The sequence below is a fragment of the Candidatus Sulfuricurvum sp. RIFRC-1 genome (assembly GCF_000310245.1).
GTDB lineage: Bacteria > Campylobacterota > Campylobacteria > Campylobacterales > Sulfurimonadaceae > Sulfuricurvum.
Map to the genome: position 1 here is coordinate 513,906 of NC_020505.1, position 23,438 is coordinate 537,343.

The window sequence follows — 23,438 nt, forward strand, 5'->3', positions numbered from 1 at the left end:
GCGTAGATACCGTATCAAGTACGGCATGACAAAACACCAAAGGAGCTTTTTATGCAACTAACCGATTCTTTCGAACTTTTCAGTGCATTAGAGCAATTAAAACTCTTAGAAGAGTCTCCGCCGCTGTGGTGGCCATCCTATGGAACCTTTGAAGTCGTCGTCGGTGCCATCCTCACCCAAAACACCCAATGGTCACGGGTTCAAATCTCCCTCGATAACCTCCGTATTAAAGAACTTCTCTCCCTCCATCTCCTAGCCCATTGTGACGTTGATGAGCTGATGGAGCTGATCCGTCCCAGCGGTCTGTTCAAAGCCAAAGCCCAAACCCTGATCCGCCTCTCACAATCTATCTGTGATGATTTCGGCGACTTCGAAACTTTTGCCCTCAGTGTCGATAGAGAGTGGCTCTTGTCACAAAAAGGGATCGGACCTGAGACGGCAGATTCTATCCTCTGCTACGCCTGCGCCCGTCCCGCGATGGTCGTGGACAGCTACACGGCACGGCTGTTAAATGCGTTCGGATATGAGTTCGAGAGTTACGATGAGTTGCAGGAGTGGTGCGAAGCGGGGGTGAGAGGCTATTTCGATACCGTACAGCTCCCTGCCGCATTTGCGCGGTTTCATGGGATGATTGTGGAGTATGTGAAGAGGAATAGTAAGGGGAAGCAGGTAAATGTTGAGCTGATATACTGATTGTAAAAAATAATATCTTTTGTTTTTAAAAATTAAGATAAAAATAGATACAATTAATTTTTATTAAAATAAAAGGAATATATTGAAGAAAGTTATTATAATCGGGGCGGCATCATTTTTACTAATTACTGGTTGTGCATCAAGACCACCAAATACGATGTCGACATACATGCCAGGTGATTCAGAAAGAAGTTGTGCATCACTAATGCATGAAATGAGTAATATTGAAAACGAGATGAACAGAAAATGGGGAGAACGAAATCAACAGATTGGTACTAATGTAGCTCTTGGAGTAGCTGGAGCTTTTCTTATTGTTCCTTGGTTTTTTATGGATATGTCCGGTGCAGAGAGAACTGAATGGGAATCATATAAAAAACGGTTTGATTATTTAGGGGTTTTATTGGCAGATAAAAAATGCTCTCCACATAAAAGTATTGTTGCTGACAACAATATAAGTGTTCAAAAAGAAGAAGTAAAATAATAGTTCTTTTCTCATTCCTTGTGCGCACTTTCTAAGTGGGAATGCAGACTTCTAAAACACCTCTTTAACCCGTCCCACTTCCCCGCTCATAAGACGCACTTTAATCCCGTGCGGATGGTTCGGGGATTTAGTGAGGATGTCACGGACAACTCCCTCTGTTAATCTATCTGTCGATCGGTCCTCTTTGAGGACGATGCTTACCCGTTTACCCGACATAATATTTTTACGCTCTTTGCCGTCCATAGTTGACCCTTGCTCTTTGTTTTTATATATACTTGCAGTAGATTGAGAAAAATCGTATTCGTCTCTCATTGTCCGATTTTTTGTTTTGTTTGTAGGTAGATTGTTTTAGCAAATTCGTAAAACTCTTTTGCCTCTTCGACGGTTGGTTTACCGTTAGGCATCAATCCAAAATCTCCGGGATAGCGGGATTCGATATAGAGTTCATCGAGAGTATGAAAGAGATCGGTATCGTCGCATACCAATTCTGATTTGTTGAGATCGAAGAGTTTATTGAGCGAATGGATCTTAGGGATATTCTCACCGTTTTCTTCCATAAGTGCTTTAAAAGTTTTTTCGATGGCTTGCTGAGAATGGAATGCGACGAGATGGGTTAGATGAGGTTGCGAAAGGATTTGTTCGATAACGTCGAGATCATCAGAAGCAGCTTGGAGCCATGCTTGGCTAAGCCGATTCATAGAGCTTGATACCTTTGGTCGTGATCTCTCTCGAAAAAGAGCTATTGAGGGCGATAAATTCTCGGTGCATTGCTTTGGTATGAACGATCAAATCGGTGGGATGTGCACGCACAATACTCTCTAACGCTTTCGCAACTTTGAGATAAATTTGGTTTTTTTCGCCCCAATTTTGAGGGATAAACTCATCGTCGGTAACAACATACAAATCAATATCACTGTTTTCGGTCGGTTCACCATACGCATAGCTTCCAAATAGGACTATTTGCATGGGATTGAGCGGAGTGAGTTGGTAGATGATTTGATCTTTTAGTATGTTGTTTAACTTCATGGGAAGATTATAACAGATTTTTGATTTCTCTCGCTTTGGCATAATTTATATAAACGGTATGTGAACCGTAAAAGCGTTATAATTCCGTATCTATTTACAATTTCAGGAGAATCAATGATTCGTTTTACAATGCTTTCAATCATCACCATTTTAATGTTGAGCGGGTGCACGGCTAAAGAATTTAGCGATGGTGTCAGTGATGGTGTGGATGATGTTAAGCGTGTAATTCGCGGGACCAATAACTAATCCCGCATCCTCTTTAGCACGCCAATACTTCGATAATGTCTACACCCTTAGGTACGAGACACAAAAAACTATACGTGTCATCTCCGAGGGTCTCATAACTGTGCGCTACCCCAGCAGGGATCAGCAACACATCTCCCGCTCCCGCTTCAATCGTTTTATCTCCGATCACTACACGTGCGCGACCGCTTAGGACGTACTGTTCATGTTCAACACTGTTGGTATGCAGAGGCATATGACCTCCTGCGGCGATGGTAAAGTTACGCATGGCAAATGTGGGGGATTCATCGGGTGAGAGGAGCATTTTCATACTTACCCCTTTGCCCGCTTTTTGGGGAGTTGCTTCGATGGTGTCGATGTGTTTGTGTAAGAACATAAGTGCCTCGTAATGGTTGATTACGTAAGGGTATCGTAGAATTGTTTTAGGGGAGTTAAAAAAAAGAACCTCCGCTTACGCGCGAAGGTTTAACCATGATGGAGGATTGTCGAAACTGAGTTCACTTTCGTGCCAGTCGGTCTTTTCGCCGTTACGTGCGTGCAGTTGTCCGCCGATAAGGGTGTACTGCAATCCTGTGACGTTGCTGGTAAGCTTTTTACCTTCTTTTAATGCTTCTAAAACGGCTTCTTTGCTTTCCATGGGTGTTCCTTTTAAATCGGCTCGGAAAAACACCTATCAGTGTCTTAGTAAAATGATTTAGTAGATGGGCTTTGTTTGGATTAATGATATCAGTTAATAGTGGGCAGAAAAATCTGCCCGGAGGAAGAAGTTACAGTGCAGTAACGTTTTCTGCTTGTGGACCTTTTTCACCTTGACCTACAGTGTAAGTCACTTTTTGACCTTCGTCAAGAGAAACACGGCCATAACCAGTGCTGTTGATTTGACGGAAATGTACGAATACATCTTTCCCGCCGTTATCTTGTTGGATAAATCCAAAACCTTTTTCGCTGTTGAACCATTTAACTGTTCCGTTTAGTACTTCTGCCATAATAGACCCTTTTTGTTGTTATACACTTCGTTGCCGAGGTGGTCGAAAATATAAAGTGGAGTATTCTTATGGTAGATCGTACTGTTAACTAAAAGGTCTTCAATAAAAAGCAAACCAAAGATGAAACTCTAAATCATCTTTCTATAGAGAGTATTGTAGCTGAAAAAAAACTTAATAGCAAGGAAAAATGTTAAACTTTAGATTGGACGGTGATTTTCGTCGCTTCGAAGAGTTCTGCCGCTTTTTGGATCATTGGCTCTTTGAGTACATCACTGCCGTCAAACTCTTTGACACTGCTCTCATCGCATTGACTGACACAGCTTCCAACCCCTATTTCGGCATCTTCAACCATCGAAGCGGGCTCGGGGAAATTCTCTTCACTCTGGGTATCAACGCTAATAGGTGTCTCAGCTTCAGGAGGTGGTGGAGGGGCGAGTTCTTCCGAAGTTTTAGTACACCCCTGAGATTTGATCTGTGTATCGATACCGTAGATCTCTCTTACAAATTGGCGGATGATTCCAAAACTGTTTTTGAGAAGTTCTTTATCCTCACCCTCTGCACAGCTTTCCCATGTAAGGGTATCATTGTCGAAGGATAGGAATGTAACATTGTTCTTAAAACAGATTCCAAGCTCGGCACTTCGGTCACTGATCCGCTCACACAGTTGCTCGTAAGGGGATTTTACCGCAGGCGGTGTCGGGGTGACGTGGATGGTCGGTGCTTCACTCACACTTACGGCAACCGAAGCTTTTGCAGGTGCGTGGGATACGCGCGATTCGAGAGATTCAATCATCTCATCGATCTCTTTGATCTTGAGGGCTTCGATCATTTTAAAGAGGACAAGGCTCACGACAAATCCGCCGTCTGCGTTGATCGCGAAAAGGGTTTTTGCATCGCTGAGGATTCGGAAAAAACGTTCGATCACGAGGGGGCTGAAACGGTGATCCCCCTCATACAAACGCTCTTTGAGGTAAGCGATCAGTTCATCGATCACCATTTCTGACTCATACGCTTCGAGTTCTTGGAGCATTTGTATCAATGTCGTGCGGTCTTTGGCGAAAATGGCATCAAAAAGACGGCTGATATAATCGGGATCGAGAAGCCCCAGCATATCGGCAATGGTTTTGACATCCACAAACCCTTTGGAGTAGATGATTGCCTGATCCATGAGGGTAAGGGTATCGCGTAGGCTTCCTGAACCGCTGCGCGCCAAAATATCGAGGGCTTCGGCTTGGTACTCGATATTCTCCAAATGGAGGATGTGGCTGAGATGGTGGACGATGTTCGGGTGGCTGATCCGTTTGAACCGAAAATGCTGTGTACGGCTCAAAATGGTCGGCGGAAGTTTGAGCGGATCGGTGGTTGCCAAAATAAATTTGACGTATTCCGGCGGCTCTTCGAGGGTTTTGAGGAGGGCATTGTGCGCCTCTTTGGTGAGCATGTGCACTTCATCAATGATAAAAATCTTGACCTTGGCGCTGGCAGGACGGTATTTGGTATGTTCGATCAGATCGCGGATATCATCGATTTTACGGCTGGAAGCGGCGTCCATCTCAATGATGTCGATATGACGACCCTCGTTTGCCATCACACAGTGGCTGCACACGTCACACGGAGCCGAAGTCGGGCCGTTCTCACAAATGAGTGATTTAGCAAAAATCCGTGCGGTAGAAGTTTTACCCGATCCGCGTAAACCTGAGAACAGATAGGCGTGAGAGAGCCGCCCCGAATCGAGGGCCAGAGAGAGGGTTTGGGAAATACTCTCTTGCCCGATGAGCTCTTCGAAACGTCGAGGACGGTATTTGAGTGCAAGTACTTCGGATGTGCCCAATTGAGACCTCTTTGCTTTTGAGTAAGTGAGTTTACCGTGGTTACGATAAATTTTAGATTACAGTGACAGCCACTCTTTGGCAACGCGGCGAAGCCCTTCGGGATTTTCGGAGGCAAAAAATTTGAGGCTGGTTTCCTCAAATCGTTTCGTAAAATCGTAATGGCTCTCTAAATATTCGACGATCGCTTCACCCGAGTGGATAAGGGTGCTTTTCCCTTCGAAATAGTTGTTAATCGCAGTAGCAACGAGTGGAAAATGGGTGCATCCAAGGATAACCGCATCGGGTCTTTTGTTTAATGAACCGAAATAATGATGCAATGCGCTTTGGAGTACTTCACCCTCATAGAGTCCTTCTTCGACGATAGGAACCAGTAACGAAGTTGCAATAGCGCTGAGATTTTGGTATCCGAGCTTACGAAGCCCTTTTTCATAGGCTCCCGATTTGACGGTCGCTTTGGTGCCGAGAATCAGAATATTGGCATCGGTTGAGGGGATGGCGTTTTTGAGTGCCAACACTCCCGGATCGACCACTCCGATTACGTCACAGTCACTGTGCTCTCTCATCTCATCAAGGGCATAAGCACTGACGGTATTACATGCAGTGATCAACAGATCGATTTCAAAGTTTTTGAAAAATTCGAGGGCTTCGAGGGAGTAGCGGATGATAGTGTTTTGATCTTTGACGCCGTAGGGGACGCGGGCAGTATCGCCGAAGTAGATAATCTCTTCAAAGAGTTTATGCTCCAACAACGATTTGACGACGCTTAATCCTCCGACACCGCTATCAAAGACGCCGACTCTCATCTTATTTGCTTGACTCGTTCATACTATCAAGAAACTCGATATTCGATTTACTTTTGAGCATGGTGTTGTAGAGGAAGCGGAGTGCTTCGACTTCGTCCTCTTGTTTATGCAGCATCGAACGAAGTACGAATACTTTTTGCAGCACATCCGGCCCGAGGAGGAGTTCTTCTTTACGAGTTCCCGATTTGAGAATATCGATAGCCGGGAAGATACGGCGATCGGAGATTTTACGGCTGAGGACGATCTCGGAGTTACCGGTTCCTTTGAACTCTTCGAAAATGACTTCATCCATACGGCTTCCCGTCTCGACAAGGGCAGTCGCGATGATGGTCAAACTTCCGCCGTTTTCGATGTTACGCGCCGCACCGAAGAATCGTTTCGGTTTATGGAGTGCATTAGCATCCACCCCTCCCGAGAGAACTTTTCCTGAACTCGGAGTAACGGTATTGTACGCACGGGCAAGTCGGGTGATCGAGTCAAGGAGGATAACCACGTCTTTGCCAAGCTCAACGCGTCTTTTTGCACGCTCGATGACCATTTCGGCTACTTTGACGTGATTTTTTGCCGGTTCGTCGAACGTTGAGCTGTAGACTTCCCCTTTGACGGAGCGCTCCATGTCGGTAACCTCTTCGGGACGTTCATCGACGAGGAGAACCATGAGCTCGATTTCAGGATGATTGTTCGTCACCCCATGCGCGATCTCTTTCATGAGCTCTGTTTTACCGGAACGTGGAGGTGCAACGATGAGTCCGCGCTGTCCTTTACCGATAGGGGCAAAAAGGTCCATCATACGACCGGTAAGTTTGGTCGGCTGATATTCGAGTTTAATTTGTTCTAATGCATAAAGAGGTGTAAGGTTTTCAAAGAGTGGACGTTTTTTAGACTCTTCGGGAGGGAGGTAGTTGATCGCTTCGACTTTGAGGAGGGCATAGTAGCGCTCTTGGTCTTTCGGTGCACGAACCTGCCCCGTAACGATATCCCCGTTACGAAGAGCAAAACGGCGGATTTGAGTGCTGGAAACATAAGCATCGTGCATCGAGTCGCTGAAGCTTTGGTCTACCGCACGCAAGAAGCCGTAGCCGTCTTGCATAATCTCCAAAATACCGGTGAAGAGAATGAATCCACCCTGTTGAACTTGGGTTTTAAGAATTTCAAAAATCAAATCTTGGCGTTTGAGTTCGTTGGGGTCTTCGATGTTCAATGACGCGGCAATCTCGAGGAGATCTTCGAGTTTTTTAGTACGTAGGGCTTCAATGGTAAAGCCGTCAACCGGTATGTGGGTACGGTTTTTCGAGTTATTTCGAGGAGTTTTTGCGGTATCGCTCATGCGTGGAATGCCTTAAAGTGTGTGGATTTAATCGGCGAGTTTTAGGTGAGATGTCATTGACAGGTCATTGTTTTGTTCCGACATTATAAACTATAGCGAAGCAGGTTGTCAAGAAAGGGAATATTTAGTACGGATAAAGTTTAAGATTGAGTTTGAGAGCGATCATGCTCCCTTGTGTCATAAAGTCGAGAATAAAATATTTATGGCGATAATACAGCATCGGCATAAAAGCAATACCGGTATTGTCTTTTCCTTCAGTACATTCGACCGATTTGAGCCCATCGAAGCAGTAACCGTGTTGATATCCGATGACTCCGTAGATACCAAAGGAATCTATCAGATCGTATCGATAGCCGATTGCTGTAATATCGGTTGTTTTGTTACGGGAGTTGGTAAAATGAAGATAGGCCAAGGTGTAGTGCTGATCGTATAGGAGTTCTGCCCCGAAAGCATGATGATTTTCATTATATTTTCCTCCATTTTCAGTACTGCCGAAATGGTGCGATATCATTCCTGGCGTTGCGTAGAGATCAATATCTTTTGCAGACAATGAAGAGAGTAGCAAGAGTATAGAAAAAAAGAGTTTCATGCAGAAGATTTTATCTCAAAAGGGTCAAAATAGTAAGCATCGGATCAAGATGTGAACGCTTTTTGCTACACTGATTTTCAGAAGTGTAATAAACATATTTTAAAAGGTTCATTTTGCTCGATTTTTTAAAAAAGAAAACTGAAGAAACTGTCGTGGTCAAAGCCGTAGAGACTCCCAGAGATTTTACGAATTCGATCGGGATGGAGTTTCTCTACATCGACGGCGGAGAGTTTACGATGGGTCGTAATCCGCAGTATAACGAGGGGGGAGATGTCGAATCTCCTGAGCATCCCGTCAAGCTGAGCGGATTTTGGATTGCGAAATACCCGGTAACTCAAGAACAATATTTTAAACTCACCCGCGTTAATCCTGCATTTTTTAAAAATGACAAAGTTGAAGAGGAGAGCTCCCGCCGTCATCCGGTGGAACAGGTGAGCTGGTTTGATGCAAAGGCATACGTAGAACTGTTGAACCGTTACGAGGGAAAAACCCGTTTTTATGCTTTGCCAACCGAAGCTCAGTGGGAATACGTCGTAAAAGCGGGAGGCAATACCCGTTTTACCTTCGGTGATTCCGAAGCGATGCTTGATGATCACGCTATCTATGAATACAGTTCCAACGGGCGAACCGCTACGGTAGAGTGTAAAACACCGAATCGATTAGGGATTTATGGGCTGCTGGGGAATGTATGGGAGTGGTGCGAGGACGATTTTTTCGCCAACTATAACGGTGCTCCGAGGGATGGAAGCCCCCGTATCGGCGGGGCTGAGAGTGAATCGTTCAAAGTACGTCGCGGGGGAAGCTACAAAACGGGTTATTTGTGTCTTCGAAGTTCGTTCCGAGGTTATTCCCGCCCCGATTTTGTCTCCAATGACATCGGATTTCGATTGGTGATCAATGGGGACCCGTTTAAATGATCTGATGCCATAGCGCGCTGATTAGTCTTCAAATTTTCCGCTCTCATAGAGCCATTTCCCCTCTATTTTTAAAAAGCGGCTTTTCTCTTTTAAAATGCCGCTATCCAACATCGCTTCAAATGTTACAAATGCTTCACCCTCTTCATCAATAAACTTTGTAATTTTTAAGCCTAAAAAGCGGGTGTTTTCCGAAAAGTGCATAATGCTTTGTTTCCAGTTCACTTTATCATCACTAAAGTCTATATTATCAGGATGGGTCGTTGCCATGATGTATTCGGCTAAACCCAGTCCAAAGGCACTGTAGCGTGAACGCATCAATTTCTCTGCATTAGAGGGGAGTATCCCTTTGTGGTAAGGTTGGCAGCATTGTTTGTATTTTTTACCGCTGTGACAGGGGCAGAGGGAATTGGATGATATTTTCATGTAAAGTTCGTTTTTTTTAGTTTATTATAGCGTAAGTATTGAAGTTGTATGCTATGTTCCGATTTATAAATAAAGGGAATGTATGGAAGATATAAATTCGCTGATTCGAGAAAAACTTCGAGCTTTTCGGATGATTCATTTTATGATGATGATGGGTAGTTTTACGTATGGAGTTGTTATTGTCTTTATCCATTTGTATGCGCCAATTCCCCCTGCTATTAACGATGCTTCGACATTGACGACAGTAACTTATGGGATATTTGCGTACGCTTTGATTGCAGTGGGGATTGTTCGATACATGCGTCAAAAGTTGTTGTCATCAGATAACATATTTAAAAAATCGAAAGATGCAAAGAACCCAGATCAACCGTCTTTTTTTTCTAATTATCTTTCCATACTCTTTATATTATGGAGTTTATGTGAAGCTATCACTATCGGAGGGATAATTTTGTATCTTTCAAGCGGACAATTGGAAACCCCTTTGGTGCTTATTAGTTTTGGTATTTTTCTAAAATTGATGAACGGTCCTAAGTTTGAAGAGTTAACGGCACTGGAAAAACGCTATGCCGCTATCGAAGTGCAGGGGTAGAGGATGTCGTATTATCTTTGGCTGATTTTAGGTGTTTTGGCATTTGTGGTTGAGATGACAATCCCTACCTTCTTTGCGCTGTTTGCGGGAGTAGGTTTTTTAGCGGCAGCGGCAGTATCGTTTTTTCTCCCGGAATCGCTCTTTTGGCAGTTGATTATCGCTTCGGTATTTATGATTATCGGAGCGGTAGTGTTTAAAAAGCGGGGTATGGGGGATGATACTCAGGATGCGGTAGGAACCCATAATGAGTTTGTCGGAATCAAGGGTGTGGCCTTGAGTATCATTTCACCTCACCAAGAGGGGGAAGTAGAACTGTATGAACCGGTGATCGGAGGGCGTCATTGGCCTGCGGTGAGTGCTGAGGGCACGATTGAACCCAACGCCGAGATTCGGATTGTAAAATTGAACGGTAATACGCTCATTGTCGAAAAAATTTAAATCAAAGGATTCATAGTATGGATGCAACGCTTCTTTTTCCGTTAGTATTAATGGTCGCGGTGGTGTATACACTGTCGCAAATGGTACGTATCGTTCCTCAAGGGGAAGAGTGGGTCGTCGAGCGGTTGGGCAAATATCATACCACCCTTTTACCGGGGTTGCATTTGCTGATTCCGATTGTGGATATTGTCGCGTATAAAATCGTCACCAAAGAGCTGATCCAGCAAACGCGTGAACAAGAGGTGATCACCAAAGACAATGCCGTTGTTATTATCAGTGCGGTCGTCTTTTACCGTGTTACCGATCCGGGTAAAGCGTCGTATTCGATCAGCAATTTTGAGAGTGCTGTTGCCAATATGACCACAACGACGCTGCGTGCGGTGATCGGAGGGATGACCCTCAATGAATCGCTCTCCCAACGTGATGTGATCAAAGCCGAAGTTGCGGGCAAGATCCGCGATTCGCTCAGCGGATGGGGTTTGACATTGGGTAATTTGGAAGTTCAGGATATTCGCCCGAGTCAAAATCTCCAAGAGGCGATGGAGCGTCAAGCGGCGGCAGATCGTGAACGTGAAGCGGCTATTTTGATCGCGGACGGTCAGAAACGAGCTGCTATCGCTCAAGCAGAGGGGTTAAAACAATCCGTTATTTTACAAGCAGAAGGGAGACTCGAAGCAGCGAAACTTGAAGCTCAGGCAAAAGTGGAACTGGCCGAAGGGGATCGCAAATCGATGGTTGTTGTGGCACAGGGATTCGCAGCGGGAGAGGCTTCTCCACACTATCTGTTGGCACAGCGTTATATTGACAGTGTGAAAAATTTGAGTGAATCGGCAAACTCAAAAGTCGTCTTTATGCCCGCAGATTGGCAGCAAAGTCTTGCTGGGGCAGTCGGATCGTTAGGATATTTAGGTACAGCTCTGGGGGAGAAAAAATAGGGCAATTTGCCATTTTTTTTACCTCTTAGGAGTGATGGGTTATAATCACTCTTATGATATATGAAATAACTACACTTATAGGCTTTAGTGCTGCCGGAACACTCATGTGGATGTGGAATCAATCCCGTCAACACTACGCACTCCTCGAAGCGCGTGCATTACAGATCCAAGAACTGTATGCACAAGAACAGAGACTCAAAGGCAAACTCCAAGCAGAGTTAGAGAATAGCCAGAGAGAGTACCACGCATTAGAACGCGATTACGCGGTGCTCCATACCCGCCACGAAGAGTCCTCACGCTCATTTGAAGAGAAGCTTCGCCTCCTCGATGAAGCAAAACTGCAAATGAAAGCTCAGTTCGAACATCTTGCCACACAGATTTTTGAACAAAAAGCGAAAACCTTTGATGAAGCCCATACCAAAGGACTTGATCTCCTCCTCAAACCGTTCCGTGAGCAGATTACCCAGTTTGCAACGCAGAGCAAAGAGCAGTTTATTCACGATGCAAAAGAGCGTCAAAGTATCAAAGACGAAATCTTACGCCTTAAAACCCTCAATGAACGGCTCAGCCAAGATGCGATCAATCTCACCCAAGCACTCAAGGGAGAGAATAAAACGCAGGGGAACTGGGGCGAGATCGTGTTGGAACGGATTTTAGAAGAATCAGGTTTACGTGAGGGGCATGAGTACGATATCCAAAGCACCCTCAGCGATGAAGAGGGGAAAAAATTTCGTCCCGATGTGATCGTCCATCTCCCGCAGAACAAAGATATCATCATCGATTCAAAAGTCTCCCTCGTCGCGTATGATGCCTTTATCCGTGCCGAAAACGACGAAGATCGCGCTCATGCACTGAAACAGCACCTTCTCTCGATCCATGCTCATATTAAAGGATTAAGCTCCAAACGCTATGAACAACTCAGCGGGGTACGCACCCTCGATTTCGTCCTCCTCTTTATGCCGATCGAGGGGGCGTTTCTCCTTGCACTGGAGCAGGATAACACCTTCTTTAAAACGGCGTATGAACAAAACATCGTTGTTGTTTCTCCATCGACCCTTCTCGTGACATTGCGCACCATCGAGCACATTTGGCGAAGCGAATACCAAGAGCGTAATGCCAAAGCGATTGCCGAATCCGCCGAAGCTCTCTATGAAAAACTGGTAGCGTTTGTGGAGGATATGGAGAAGATCGGTGAGCAGATCGGACGTACTCAAAAAAGCTATGAGGGTGCGATGAACAAACTTTCAACCGGAAAAGGGAATCTGATCCGTCGCGTCGAGTCGATGCGGAAACTGGGGTTAAAGCCGAAAAAGTTGCTTCCTTCCTCTTTAACAGAGGTGGAAGAAGATATTTTATAGGTGCGGAATCTTCACTTTTGAATTAAGTAGCGCTCCGATGAGTATCATGAGGGCAAGCACCCCCATCCATCCGATAAACCCTGACCCAAGCCATACTAGCCACAGCAAAATCGCCCCCAGCGGTGTTGGAACTCCTGTAAAATGTTTGGCTACCTCTCCCGCATCGGCGTTAATATTAAACTGGATAAGACGGCGAAGACCGCTGATAACATAGTAGATCGAAGCGATTGAGGTAATAATGAGAGGAATGCCTGAGAGGTGAGTATAGACCCCTTGGAAGATAAAGAAGGTGGGTACGAGAACGAAGCTGAGGAAATCGGCAAAAGAGTCGAGCTGAATTCCGAATTCGTTCGATAGACCGAATTTACGGGCAATTTTCCCGTCAATGATGTCAAATGCGCCCCCCATCCATGCCAAGATGACGGCAATCATAAACTGATCTTGTGTAATGAAATAGGTTGCTAATAACCCGCAGGTAATATTGGCCATCGTAACGAGATTGGCTAAATTGAAGTGACTGGTAGAACGCCATAGAAATTGCATTAATGCTCCGTTTTCATATTACTGTACTTATTTGACATTATAACGAAATCGAAAAAGGTATAGATGATAATAAAACATGTTATCATTACGTGGTTGTGGCTAAAAATCAGTTTGGTCCTGATATTTTATAAGAATGTAAAAATATAATATTTTTTTTATATCGAAAAGTTATACTTCTGTTAAAAGTGAATATAAATTCATTTGGTACAAATATGTAGGATACAAATGAAGAAAACTGTTATGATGAGTTTAGTAGCAGTTGCTGTACTAAATAGTGCGAGTATCGACGAAGCGTTTGGTGAGGGAAAGGGAAGTGGACAGATTCGTGCTGCGTATGTAAATCAGGATAATGCGGTGGATACCGATACCTACGGAACTTCTATCGGAGGTATATTGAAATATGAAACGGCGGCATGGTATGAGATTAAGCTCGGTGTCGCCGCATATGTGTCTCAAAAGCTCCATTTTGCAACCGGTAATGATGCTAGACTCAATCCGGATTTTTTTGATACTGAAGGGAAATCATTTGCATATGTAGGTGAAGCGTATATCGATTACAGCACGAATGATCTAAGCCTCCGTGTCGGACGTCAATTGATCGATACGCCGTTAGCCGATTCCGATGATATCCGTATGCACCCCAATAGCTTTGAAGCAGCGATGGCAACCTACAGGGGAATCGAGGGGACAACTTTGGTCGGCGGATACATGATACGTTGGGCAGGATACGATGCTCCGCAAGGGCATAATGACAGTATCAGCGAGTTTCAAAAATTTGGATCCAATCATCAAAGTGACGGTGCATCCGTTATCGGTATTTTGAACGAAAGCATTGAGAATCTTACCCTACAAGGGTGGTTCTATCATCGGAATAAACTTTCAAAGGCTTTCTATACCGATGCGATCTATGCTATCCCTATGAATGAGACTCTGGGGGTCGAATTAGTCGGACAATTTGCAAATTTTTCCGAAGAAAATAATAGTGGTTTGGACGGCAATGTATACGGTATCGGAGCAAGTGTTAATGTCGGAATGGTGAGTGTGGGTGCAGCGTATAACAAAGTATCAAATTATGAAGGTAACTTTATAGGAAACGGCTTCGGCGGCGGACCATACCTCACCTCAATGGAAGAGATGACGATTGACGGATTTGAGGACGTCAAAGCGTATCAGTTCAGTGCAAAATTCGATATGGCAAATGCCGGAATTGAGGGATTGATGTTGAGTGCACTGTATGGAAATTTCAAAAGTGCTCCGGCAGATATGCAAGTTAAAGAGATCGATCTCATAGCCACCTATGAAGTGAGCAAAGGGTTAAATGCCGAAGTAAGCTATGCAATGATTGATGATAAAAATAAGAATACGGCTGTGGATGAGTTCGACCTCACCTATGATGGCGGATATGAGCGTTTTCTTGTTCGTCTCAGCTATAACTTCTAAAGAGCATTAGGAGACTTTGGAATCAAAGACGTTGAGGATTTTTTGTTCTTCATCATAACGCAGGAGGAAGACTCGCGCATTGTAATGAGAGAGCAATGGATGTGAATTGTGCGGGTCAATTAAAAATACCTTGGTGAGTGAGTCGGCAATCATGCATGTAGGTGCCAAGATAGTGACACTCTCATAGCTATTGATACATTGAGAGCGATGGGGGTGAACGATAGGTAACGACTCATTGGTTCGGGAATAATATCCGGCAGAGGTAGCGGCGGCATTATTGTGTAATAACTCACCTAAATAGATCGTTTGAGTGGGTGTAATGGGATGTCGGACGATAAGAGACTCAGGAGTGCTTCCAAAAACACGTAAATCTCCCCCCGCGTTGACACTGCCATACGTGATACCGTATTCACGTAGTACTTGGATGGCGCAATCGACGGCATATCCTTTCGCAATTCCACCTAAATCGATACATACTCGTTTGGTCAGCAGAATAGATGAATCTTCCCCTAGGACGATATCGCTCCACTTTCCATCATACATCAGATAATCTTTTTGTGGTAAAAAACCTTTTTGTGCGAGGGTATTACCAACTGTGACGTCAAAAATACCGTTGCTATGACGAGAGAGTTCTTGTGCAAAAGAGAGAACCCTATAGGTATGAGGATGAATAGTTAAAGGGGTATTGGGGGAGAGTGCATTGATGCGAGAAACGTCTGATTCATGGTTAAAAAAGCTCAAAACTGATTCGATAAAAGCAATGCCCTCGAATGCTTTATCTAGGCACTCCGGTGCGCTGTTCGTTGGAACAGATATTTCGACAAACGTCCCCAAAAGGGGGCGAGAACGTTGTTTCATTTGAATTTAACTTCCATCGTGGCGAGTACGCGGCGGACACCGTTGGTGACATTTTTACATGAGAGGGTTGCACTGCTGATATTACGAATATCACCGTTTAGTTTGAGTGAGTCTTTGTGTGTTTTGCCAATGAATTGGGCACGCCATTGGATTTCACGAATTTGCTCACCATAACTCTCTTTGAAATCAAGTACCTCAATTCCTTTGACCTTGTTACTCATATCAAGTGCTATTGAATACGTAATAAGTTCATGCTTTCCGATCACTTTGTCAAGGATAAACCAGCCGATTTGATGACCGTTTTGTTCCACTTTCCAAATTTTTTGTTTGGGATCACGTACACGCACTTTGCTCATTTGTTCCACTTGATCGATTTCACTATCAAGCAAAACAATATCAGAGGGGACAAAGGTAGTGGCTTGCGGAAAAAATGATTTTTGCGATTCCGAATAGGTCGGATATTGAAAACTAAAATCTTTGGCATAGATTGCCGGTACTGCACTCAATATGAGTGCAGGGGTTAATAGCCACGTATTGGTATTCATGATCTCCTCCTAGAAATTAAATCCGACTTTAAAATAATACTTGTCTTTAGTACGCTCAATGAGATGTAAATTGGCATCATCTTGTTCATCATATGCTTCTCCCCCACCGTTGAGTTCGCGTAAATAGGAAAGTGTCATCCACCATTTTTGTGAGCCATAGTGTAATGAGGGACCGGCATAATGGCTGTAACGTTCGATACCCACTTCGGTTTCGCTCTCGTTTTCATAGACATATTCAGCTCCGATAAACCAATTGTCCATAAATCGATACGAAATTCCGGTGGAAGCCATAATCCCGATTTCCATTTCAGGATGGGTTGGCCAATCATACACTGCTCCGCTGTTAGCGGTTGCTTCAGTCTCAGTTTCATAGAATCCTTTGGAATTAAGATGATTCCATTGACTGGTAGGGAGTGCTTTTCGTTGCGCGCGTGTAGTTTCTAACCCAAGATTTCCAAGCCAAATGAGTTGTCCGTCGAGAAAATATTTTTGAGCTAACAGTTTAAGCTCAAAGGTATCGACAGTTTTGTCTTGACCCGAATGGGGATCTTTTGAGAGGTGGCGATAGGAAAAATAATTAGAGAGTCCAAAATCATCTCCCGCAGCACTGAGATAATTATATTTTCCTGACACCTCAAATCCTGAAAACTCAAAACCGCCGGAATGATCACCGGGGATATAGCCATCGACGATAATTCCCTCAGTTTTGACCGACTGACCTAAAATATAGCCTGCAATGGTAAATTTATCGGTTACACCGTATTCAAGCTCTGTTTTGGAATAGAGGGCTTTATAGCTTCCCGATCCTTTATCGCCATGATGTTCAAAATGTTGAACAAAATCGATAGCACCTGTAGGGAGCGGTTCAGAGGATTTCGTAAATCCCAGCAGATTTTCATCAGCAAAGAGTGGAGAGAGAAGAACACTTGCACATAAGCAAGATAGAAACAGTTTTTGATTCATAGGGTACTCCTGATGTAAATATATTGATAATCTATATCAATTGTATTTGTCGAAGTATAGAGTAAATCAAAGGTAAATGTCAATAGTGATAAGCATTATTGTTTAATATTTGAGAATGATTGTCAATAAACATGTTATAATGTCGCAAAAAATTGGTAATACAATGGATAACAACTCAATGACTCTTTTAAGTGCATGCGTTCGAGGCGGGTCATGCAAGGTGATAAAAATCAATGCTACCGGAGCTCTCAAACAGCGCCTCATCTCATTTGGTCTGATGAAAGGTGCCGAGGTAAAAATGCTTGAATGCGGGATGACTAAAAGCACGTTTGAGATTAAAATCGGGAATGTCAATATTGCATTGCGCCGCGAAGAAGCCGAGTTGATCGAGGTGTCCGATGTCCGTTAAAAAAATTACCGTAGCTCTTGTCGGGCAGCCTAACGTCGGCAAAAGTATGTTGATTAACTCGATCGGCAATGCGAGGCTGCATGTCGGAAACTTTACCGGGGTAACGGTTGAGAAAACCGTAGTCACATTTGAACACGGCGGGTATGAATTCAGCGTCGTTGACCTCCCCGGAACGTATGCCTTTACCGATTATTCGATTGAAGAGAGAGTAACTCACGATTATCTATGTAATGAGTCGTACGATCTAATCATCAATGTCCTTGATTCGACCAATATGGAAAAAAATCTTCAACTTACCGCCGAACTTATGACGATGAGCAAAAAAATGGTGATAGCTCTGAATATGTCCGATGAAGCGGATAAAGAGGGGATCGATATCAACGCACCCTACCTCTCACAGCTATTGGGGATTCCGTGTATTCGGGTTTCTGCGGCGGCGAAAACAGGTTTGGAAGCGCTTATGAAAGCGGTAATAAAAACCCATGAGGCCTCATATCAAGAGCAAAAACTGATCTTTAGCGAAGCCGTCGAAGAAGAGATCGATATGATCGCCGATTACCTTGATAAACATAAGTTCAAAGCGTCAATCTCCAACCGTAATATTGCAATCAACCTTTTGCAAAAAGAGAAAAAAACCTATCGTGTATTGCATGACAATCCGATTTGGACAGAATTGCAGCCGATGCTGATCGAAGCAGACCGTCACGTATTGCTTCACCACGATACGGATGATATGAAAGAGGCATTGGCGGAAGAATATTTCTCGTTTAACCGTGGTATCATCGCTGAAGCGGTAAAAGTTAAACCAAAAACACCGTTGAAGAAAACAACAACGGAGAAGATTGATTCGGTATTGATTCATCCGATATTCGGTATTCCGATTTTTCTCTTTTTCATGTGGTCGTTATTTCAGCTCACTTTTGAAATCGGTTCCATTCCGATGGATTGGATCGATGCCTTTTTCGGATGGTTCGGAGAGGTTGTAGGCGCTACAATCGGGAATAATGAAATTCGTTCTCTCATTGTAGACGGTGTCATCGCGGGGGTAGGGGCAGTTGTCCTTTTCGTCCCGAATATCGTGATCCTTTTTGTCGGGATCGCCCTGCTCGAATCAACGGGGTATATGTCACGGGTTGCTTTTTTGCTGGACGGGTTTTTCCACAAATTTGGTCTGCACGGACAGTCTTTTATCCCTCTTGTATCGGGATTCGGATGTTCGATTCCGGCGTATATGTCGGCACGGATTCTTAAAAATGACCGTGATCGCCTTTTGACCCTTTTTGTCATCGGATTTATGAGCTGCGGTGCACGTCTCCCCGTCTATGTCCTTTTTACAGGAGCTTTTTTTGCCCCTGAAATGGCGGGAAATATCCTTTTTGGAATTTATATTCTTGGCGCGATGATCGGGTTGGTTGTGGCAAAAATCTTGAAAGTAACGGCGTTCAAAGGGATTGATGAACCGTTCGTTATGGAGATGCCAAAATACCGTCTCCCCTCCGTAAAACTGATCTGGCATACGGTCGTAACGAAGACGATGATGTATCTGAAAAAAGCGGGGACCTTTATTGCCGCTGCATCATTGCTCGTATGGTTTCTCAGTACCTATCCGAAAGACGCTTCTCTAAACGCTTTATTTGGAGTGAAAATTGAGGCCGCAGTATCGGAAAATGAAGTGAAAACTCTCGAAAATCAGCTTGCTGAAGCGCAGCTTTCGCAGAGCTTTTTGGGTCAAATCGGTCATGCTATCGAGCCGGTATTTGCACCTTTGGGATTTGATTGGAAAATGGCGGTAGCATTACAGACGGGGCTTGCGGCCAAAGAGGTTGTAGTTTCAACGATGGGGGTTCTCTATTCACTCGGAAGCGATGCGACCGAAGCGGATCACTCTCTCATCTCTACGATCAGTTCTCAGATGCCTTTTGCATCCGCAGTGGCGTTTATCATTGTTATCATGACGTATCTTCCCTGTTTGGCAGCGTCGGTTGTCTTTACCCGTGAAGCGGGAGGAATCAAGTATTTCGGCTATTTATTTCTCTTTACGAGTATCGTGGCCTATTCGCTGGCATTTGTCGCCTATCATTTGACATTATGGTTGAGTTAGGTAATCATTAACCACTCTTTGTTACAATATCAGCATGAGTAAAATATTAATGATAGAAGACGATCTCGAGCTTGCCGAGATCCTCACCGAATTTTTAGAACAGTATGATTTCCAAGTCACGACGGAAGATGATCCGTTTAAAGCGCTCAGCATTCTCAAATTGGAAAAATTTGATGCAGTGATCCTCGATTTGACTCTGCCGGGTATGGATGGATTGGAAGTATGCGAAGCGATTCGTGCACGTCAAAATATCCCTATCATCATCTCCTCAGCCCGTTCAGATGTGACCGACAAGATCAATGCCCTCGAACTCGGAGCCGATGATTATCTCCCAAAACCCTACGATCCGCGAGAGCTTGAAGCCCGTATCCACTCGGTGTTACGCCGATACGACGCTGCATCCGTAGCCGCATCTGAGATTGCATGTGATTTTAAACTCAACGAATCCGCGATGCAGATCAGCTACAAAGGGCGTCCTCTTGAACTGACAAACGCTGAATACGGGATTCTCGCCCATATGATCAAAAAACAGGGGATGGTGGTGTCGCGCGAAGATTTAATTCATAATGTTTCAGCGATCAACGAAGACTCTTCGAACAAAAGTATTGATGTTATGATGGGGCGTATTCGAAATAAACTCGGGGATAAAGCTCTGATTGAATCGATCCGTGGCATCGGCTACAAACTGTTAAAATGATTAAAAATAATGCGGTTCTTGCAACCGTAGCCTTTGCGCTCGTCGTAACTGTATCGAGTGTCAGCTACACCTTTTATCAGCTTTATCAGATCAATCGCACGAAACATATCGATAACATTTTCACCAAACACTCCCTTATTAGTCAAATCTATCACACCTATATTATTAAGCAAATTTCAGAGCCGATGTTTGAGGCTAATTTGGCGTTGTATGATCTCGAAGAGATCAGTGATGAAGGGGTATATGAGACGATCATCCGTCAAGGGAAAATTCTCAAAAGTGACGGGAACGGGGATGAAGTGATGGAAGAGTATACCCTTTCAGACGCTCCATTTGAAACCCATTTAGCCGAGCAGGTGATTACCTCGATGATCGAATATCGAGGTAATATCTATTTTTGGGTTGAATCGTCTCGTCACAGTGTCCTTCTTCTGGATCGGGACATTGAACCCTATCATCCGGTCAATTTAATCTCAGCCTATGGAACATTGATGCTCGTTTTGATGGTTTCATTTGCCCTTATTATTTATCGCTTGCGTCCGCTGCGTCGTTTACGCAAACAGATTGCCCGTTTCGGGGAAGGGGACATGGGGGTACGATTTCGTATCGACGGGAGTGATGAGATTGCGTTGATTGCGAATGAACTCGATACCACCCAAAACAAAATCCGCTCGCTGATCGAATCGCGCACCCTCTTTTTGCGTAATATCATGCATGAACTTAAAACCCCGATTGCCAAGGGGCGGATAGTGGCAACCATGCTCAGCGATGAAAAACAGCAAGCAAGGTTTGAAGGTATTTTTGAGCGGCTGGAGTCTTTGATCGGTGAATTTGCACTGATTGAGGAGATTACATCGGGGAATCAGTATCATGAGAAAAAAGAGTATCGTCTGGTCGATATCATTGACGGTGCCGTCGATTCGGCAATGGTTGATTATGATTCGGTGAGCTGTAACGTTGATACGTCGATCAAAATGGAAGTTGATTATCGCTTGTTTGTCACTGCGGTGAAAAATTTGATCGACAACGCAATCAAATACTCTCCCGACAAAAGAATGGAGATAACGGTAGAAGGAGGAGAGATTCTCTTTAGTAATTTGGGCGAACCGCTGAAAAAACCGCTTAGCTACTACATCGAACCTTTTACCAAAGATCACCCGACGAAAGACAGTTTCGGGTTGGGCCTTTACATTGTTGACGCAATTTTAAAAGAGCATGGATACGTGTTGGCATATGAACGGCGTGGGGATCGTAATTGCTTTATTTTTGTTCCGCTAAAATCTAAAAGGAAATAGATGAAAAAAATTTTGATCACGAATGATGATGGATACGAATCGGCAGGGCTTTTGGCTCTTATCGAAGCATTGGATGGGTTAGGTCAGATTACCGTTGTTGCCCCCTCAACGGAGAAATCGGCGTGCGGACATTCGCTGACACTTACGCGACCGCTCAGCTTTATCAGTGTCGGGGATGATTTTTATAAACTCGATGACGGAACTCCGAGTGACTGCGTCTACCTTGCGCTGCATTCGCTTTTCGAAGAGTCCAAACCCGATTTACTCATTAGCGGGATTAACAAAGGCTCCAACATGGGTGAGGATATTACCTATTCTGGAACTGCGGCGGCGGCGATGGAAGCGGTTTTGCACGATGTCCCTGCTATTGCAATATCACAAGTAATGGATTTTACTCAACCCGTCGGTGATTTTGCATTGGCCAAACAAGCGATCCGTCATCTTGCCGAGAAAATTTTGACAGGGGATTTTCCGTTGAACGAGCGAGAGTTTTTAAATGTCAATATTCCCCACGATGTCGAAGAATTGGAATTTGCCGTCACCTATGCGGGATATCGCTACTACGCCAATGATGCCCACCTGCACCGTAATCCTAGAGGGATGGAATACTACTGGCTCGGGCTTCATCCTTTGGAGTATAAACCGCGTGAAAAGCGGAGTGCACTTTGTGATTTCGAAGCGATTGAAGCGGGAAAAGTCTCTCTTACCCCGATCAAACTCGATATGAGTGCCTATAAGTCGATGCAGCAATTGCGAGAGTGGCTATGAGACATACCCGCACGAAGCTTGTATTCGGAGAAGAGACGCACGCAAAACTTCAAAACGCTAACATCCTTCTACTCGGTGTCGGCGGTGTCGGGAGTTTTTGTCTTGATTGTCTTTACCGATCTGGAGTACGCCATATCACGATCGTCGATTTCGACCGCTACGATGTGACAAACCAAAACCGTCAGATGCACTCGGAAAACCACGAGGGGGAACTGAAAGTCGAAGCGCTCAAAACGCACTATCCCGAAGTGATTGCCATCAGCGATAAGATCACCCCCGAATGGGTTGAGGCGTTCGATTTTAGCTCCTTTGATCTGATCCTCGATGCAATTGATGATATGCGCGCTAAACTCGCACTCATCCAAAAATGCTACCCTAAACTCATCTCCTCCGTCGGTTCGGCTAAACGGCTTGATCCGACCAAAATCGAAGTACGTTCCATCTGGAAAACCGAAGGAGACCCGTTTGCCTCAAAAATCCGAAATGAACTGCGTAAACGTAAATTCAAAGGCGATTTCAGCTGTATCTGCTCCTCAGAACTCCCCCGTATCAAAGAAAAAGGGAGTTTCGTCGCCGTAACAGGATCATTTGGGCTTGCTATGTGTTCGTTAGCACTTCGAAGAATCGGGTATTGATTTATGCTACAATAATCTAAAATAATGCAAAGGAGTTATGATGTTATCAATACAGCTCAATAACCCTGAACTAGAGAGCTTTATCCAAAACGAGTATCATGGTGATGAAAACAGCCTCATGAACCAGTTTGTAGAGTTTTTGCGTTTTCAAAAGATCAAAAGTGAAGTCAAAACATCGATTGAAGAACTCGATCGTGATGAATTCATAGGGATTGATGAAGCGTTTGAGATGGCTACGGCAAAGTATGCGAAACATTAAAACGGTCGTATTCTCTAAAAAAGCCACCTATCGATTAACCAAAATCACCGATTTCATCTACATTCAAACTCAATCCGAATCTATGACTCTCGCTTATATGTCGAGATTAAAAGAGTACATTCGTGATATTCTAATCCATTTTCCAGAATCGGGACGCAAATGTGAAGAGTATGGCAAAGAGATACGAAAACTTGTGTACCAAGGGTATTCGATTCTCTATCGACTTAATGAGCCGAAAGAACGGGTGGAGATTGTGAATATTTTTAGAGAAAATCTTCCATAAGA

General features: G+C 44.2%; 32 protein-coding genes. 17 read left to right on the forward strand and 15 right to left on the reverse strand.

Annotated elements, in window-relative coordinates:
- Positions 1-51: 51 nt before the first annotated feature.
- Complete coding sequence (locus tag B649_RS02715) at positions 52-693, forward strand: 3-methyladenine DNA glycosylase (RefSeq protein WP_015652969.1); 642 nt, start codon at positions 52-54, stop codon at positions 691-693.
- Positions 694-775: 82 nt separating this feature from the next.
- Complete coding sequence (locus B649_RS02720) at positions 776-1,174, forward strand: hypothetical protein (protein WP_015652970.1); 399 nt, start codon at positions 776-778, stop codon at positions 1,172-1,174.
- 51 nt (positions 1,175-1,225) lie between these two features.
- On the opposite strand, the gene B649_RS02725 is transcribed toward B649_RS02720, so the two are convergent.
- The 3 genes from B649_RS02725 to B649_RS02735 all read right to left on the reverse strand — a co-directional run bounded on the left by B649_RS02725 (position 1,226) and on the right by B649_RS02735 (position 2,200).
- The gene (locus B649_RS02725) at positions 1,226-1,417 is read right to left on the reverse strand and encodes a YwbE family protein (protein ID WP_015652971.1); all 192 of its coding nucleotides are present in this window, start codon (positions 1,415-1,417) and stop codon (positions 1,226-1,228) included.
- 65 nt (positions 1,418-1,482) lie between these two features.
- Entirely contained in the window at positions 1,483-1,872 is a 390-nt protein-coding gene (locus B649_RS02730) for a HEPN domain-containing protein (RefSeq protein WP_015652972.1), read from the reverse strand.
- Complete coding sequence (locus B649_RS02735) at positions 1,859-2,200, reverse strand: nucleotidyltransferase domain-containing protein (protein WP_041192380.1); 342 nt, start codon at positions 2,198-2,200, stop codon at positions 1,859-1,861. The genes B649_RS02730 and B649_RS02735 overlap by 14 nt, the downstream gene beginning before the upstream one ends.
- Before the next feature lie 114 nt (positions 2,201-2,314).
- Between B649_RS02735 and B649_RS12430 the strand changes: the two genes are divergently transcribed.
- A complete protein-coding gene (locus B649_RS12430) occupies positions 2,315-2,446 on the forward strand; it encodes a hypothetical protein (protein WP_291750923.1) in 132 nt (43 codons plus the stop codon).
- A gap of 13 nt (positions 2,447-2,459) precedes the next feature.
- Here the strand turns inward: B649_RS12430 and B649_RS02740 are convergent, their stop codons facing one another.
- The 7 genes from B649_RS02740 to B649_RS02770 all read right to left on the reverse strand — a co-directional run bounded on the left by B649_RS02740 (position 2,460) and on the right by B649_RS02770 (position 7,980).
- A complete protein-coding gene (locus B649_RS02740) occupies positions 2,460-2,819 on the reverse strand; it encodes a cupin domain-containing protein (protein ID WP_015652974.1) in 360 nt (119 codons plus the stop codon).
- A 75-nt stretch (positions 2,820-2,894) separates the two neighbouring features.
- Positions 2,895-3,080, reverse strand: coding sequence for a hypothetical protein (locus B649_RS02745; RefSeq protein ID WP_015652975.1), 186 nt, complete (start codon positions 3,078-3,080; stop codon positions 2,895-2,897).
- Between the two features lie 130 nt (positions 3,081-3,210).
- The gene (locus B649_RS02750) at positions 3,211-3,429 is read right to left on the reverse strand and encodes a cold-shock protein (protein ID WP_015652976.1); all 219 of its coding nucleotides are present in this window, start codon (positions 3,427-3,429) and stop codon (positions 3,211-3,213) included.
- A 190-nt stretch (positions 3,430-3,619) separates the two neighbouring features.
- Positions 3,620-5,260 carry a DNA polymerase III subunit gamma/tau gene (locus B649_RS02755; RefSeq protein ID WP_015652977.1) on the reverse strand — a complete coding sequence of 547 codons (1,641 nt, stop codon included), beginning with the start codon at positions 5,258-5,260 and terminating at the stop codon, positions 3,620-3,622.
- Between the two features lie 57 nt (positions 5,261-5,317).
- Positions 5,318-6,064 carry a glutamate racemase gene (gene murI, locus B649_RS02760; protein ID WP_015652978.1) on the reverse strand — a complete coding sequence of 249 codons (747 nt, stop codon included), beginning with the start codon at positions 6,062-6,064 and terminating at the stop codon, positions 5,318-5,320.
- Position 6,065: 1 nt separating this feature from the next.
- Positions 6,066-7,391 (reverse strand): transcription termination factor Rho, encoded by a 1,326-nt coding sequence (gene rho / locus B649_RS02765; RefSeq protein WP_015652979.1) that lies wholly within the window; start codon positions 7,389-7,391, stop codon positions 6,066-6,068.
- 124 nt (positions 7,392-7,515) lie between these two features.
- The gene (locus B649_RS02770) at positions 7,516-7,980 is read right to left on the reverse strand and encodes a hypothetical protein (RefSeq protein WP_015652980.1); all 465 of its coding nucleotides are present in this window, start codon (positions 7,978-7,980) and stop codon (positions 7,516-7,518) included.
- A gap of 113 nt (positions 7,981-8,093) precedes the next feature.
- On the opposite strand from B649_RS02770, the gene B649_RS02775 reads away from it, so the two are divergent.
- Positions 8,094-8,897 carry a formylglycine-generating enzyme family protein gene (locus B649_RS02775; protein WP_015652981.1) on the forward strand — a complete coding sequence of 268 codons (804 nt, stop codon included), beginning with the start codon at positions 8,094-8,096 and terminating at the stop codon, positions 8,895-8,897.
- Positions 8,898-8,918: 21 nt separating this feature from the next.
- Here B649_RS02775 and B649_RS02780 read toward each other — a convergent pair whose 3' ends face one another.
- Entirely contained in the window at positions 8,919-9,320 is a 402-nt protein-coding gene (locus B649_RS02780; RefSeq protein ID WP_015652982.1) for a YchJ family metal-binding protein, read from the reverse strand.
- A gap of 82 nt (positions 9,321-9,402) precedes the next feature.
- Here B649_RS02780 and B649_RS02785 point away from each other — a divergent pair, with 82 nt between their 5' ends.
- The 4 genes from B649_RS02785 to rmuC are packed head-to-tail and all read left to right on the forward strand — an operon-like array spanning position 9,403 to position 12,640.
- Positions 9,403-9,909, forward strand: a complete 507-nt coding sequence (locus tag B649_RS02785) for a hypothetical protein (protein WP_015652983.1) — start codon at positions 9,403-9,405, stop codon at positions 9,907-9,909.
- 3 nt (positions 9,910-9,912) lie between these two features.
- The gene (locus tag B649_RS02790) at positions 9,913-10,347 is read left to right on the forward strand and encodes an NfeD family protein (RefSeq protein ID WP_015652984.1); all 435 of its coding nucleotides are present in this window, start codon (positions 9,913-9,915) and stop codon (positions 10,345-10,347) included.
- A 17-nt stretch (positions 10,348-10,364) separates the two neighbouring features.
- Positions 10,365-11,282 carry an SPFH domain-containing protein gene (locus tag B649_RS02795; RefSeq protein WP_015652985.1) on the forward strand — a complete coding sequence of 306 codons (918 nt, stop codon included), beginning with the start codon at positions 10,365-10,367 and terminating at the stop codon, positions 11,280-11,282.
- 53 nt (positions 11,283-11,335) lie between these two features.
- Positions 11,336-12,640 (forward strand): DNA recombination protein RmuC, encoded by a 1,305-nt coding sequence (gene rmuC / locus B649_RS02800; protein ID WP_015652986.1) that lies wholly within the window; start codon positions 11,336-11,338, stop codon positions 12,638-12,640.
- Here the strand turns inward: rmuC and B649_RS02805 are convergent.
- Positions 12,635-13,183 carry a CDP-alcohol phosphatidyltransferase family protein gene (locus tag B649_RS02805; RefSeq protein ID WP_015652987.1) on the reverse strand — a complete coding sequence of 183 codons (549 nt, stop codon included), beginning with the start codon at positions 13,181-13,183 and terminating at the stop codon, positions 12,635-12,637. The genes rmuC and B649_RS02805 overlap by 6 nt on opposite strands.
- Before the next feature lie 225 nt (positions 13,184-13,408).
- Between B649_RS02805 and B649_RS02810 the strand changes: the two genes are divergently transcribed.
- Entirely contained in the window at positions 13,409-14,623 is a 1,215-nt protein-coding gene (locus B649_RS02810) for an OprD family outer membrane porin (RefSeq protein ID WP_015652988.1), read from the forward strand.
- Between the two features lie 6 nt (positions 14,624-14,629).
- Here the strand turns inward: B649_RS02810 and B649_RS02815 are convergent, their stop codons facing one another.
- From B649_RS02815 to B649_RS02825, 3 genes are read right to left on the reverse strand one after another with little or no spacing between them, the layout of a single operon-like run.
- Complete coding sequence (locus B649_RS02815; RefSeq protein WP_015652989.1) at positions 14,630-15,481, reverse strand: FAD:protein FMN transferase; 852 nt, start codon at positions 15,479-15,481, stop codon at positions 14,630-14,632.
- Positions 15,478-16,026 carry an FMN-binding protein gene (locus tag B649_RS02820; protein WP_015652990.1) on the reverse strand — a complete coding sequence of 183 codons (549 nt, stop codon included), beginning with the start codon at positions 16,024-16,026 and terminating at the stop codon, positions 15,478-15,480. The genes B649_RS02815 and B649_RS02820 overlap by 4 nt, the downstream gene beginning before the upstream one ends.
- Positions 16,027-16,035: 9 nt before the next feature.
- The gene (locus B649_RS02825; RefSeq protein WP_015652991.1) at positions 16,036-16,989 is read right to left on the reverse strand and encodes a DUF6662 family protein; all 954 of its coding nucleotides are present in this window, start codon (positions 16,987-16,989) and stop codon (positions 16,036-16,038) included.
- Positions 16,990-17,128: 139 nt separating this feature from the next.
- Here B649_RS02825 and B649_RS02830 point away from each other — a divergent pair, with 139 nt between their 5' ends.
- The 8 genes from B649_RS02830 to B649_RS02865 are packed head-to-tail and all read left to right on the forward strand — an operon-like array spanning position 17,129 to position 23,436.
- Complete coding sequence (locus tag B649_RS02830) at positions 17,129-17,398, forward strand: FeoA family protein (protein ID WP_291750924.1); 270 nt, start codon at positions 17,129-17,131, stop codon at positions 17,396-17,398.
- Positions 17,388-19,499, forward strand: a complete 2,112-nt coding sequence (gene feoB / locus B649_RS02835) for a ferrous iron transport protein B (protein ID WP_015652993.1) — start codon at positions 17,388-17,390, stop codon at positions 19,497-19,499. Before B649_RS02830 ends, feoB begins: the two co-directional genes overlap by 11 nt.
- Positions 19,500-19,533: 34 nt before the next feature.
- Positions 19,534-20,196, forward strand: a complete 663-nt coding sequence (locus B649_RS02840; protein ID WP_015652994.1) for a response regulator transcription factor — start codon at positions 19,534-19,536, stop codon at positions 20,194-20,196.
- A complete protein-coding gene (locus B649_RS02845) occupies positions 20,193-21,491 on the forward strand; it encodes an ArsS family sensor histidine kinase (RefSeq protein WP_015652995.1) in 1,299 nt (432 codons plus the stop codon). The genes B649_RS02840 and B649_RS02845 overlap by 4 nt, the downstream gene beginning before the upstream one ends.
- Positions 21,492-22,259: a 5'/3'-nucleotidase SurE gene (gene surE / locus B649_RS02850; protein ID WP_015652996.1), complete on the forward strand. Its 768-nt coding sequence runs from the start codon at positions 21,492-21,494 to the stop codon at positions 22,257-22,259.
- Positions 22,256-22,894 (forward strand): tRNA threonylcarbamoyladenosine dehydratase, encoded by a 639-nt coding sequence (locus tag B649_RS02855; RefSeq protein WP_015652997.1) that lies wholly within the window; start codon positions 22,256-22,258, stop codon positions 22,892-22,894. Before surE ends, B649_RS02855 begins: the two co-directional genes overlap by 4 nt.
- Positions 22,895-22,934: 40 nt before the next feature.
- On the forward strand, positions 22,935-23,153 hold the full coding sequence (locus B649_RS02860; RefSeq protein WP_015652998.1) for a hypothetical protein: 219 nt from the start codon (positions 22,935-22,937) through the stop codon (positions 23,151-23,153).
- The gene (locus B649_RS02865; protein ID WP_015652999.1) at positions 23,140-23,436 is read left to right on the forward strand and encodes a type II toxin-antitoxin system RelE/ParE family toxin; all 297 of its coding nucleotides are present in this window, start codon (positions 23,140-23,142) and stop codon (positions 23,434-23,436) included. Before B649_RS02860 ends, B649_RS02865 begins: the two co-directional genes overlap by 14 nt.
- Positions 23,437-23,438: the final 2 nt, after the last annotated feature.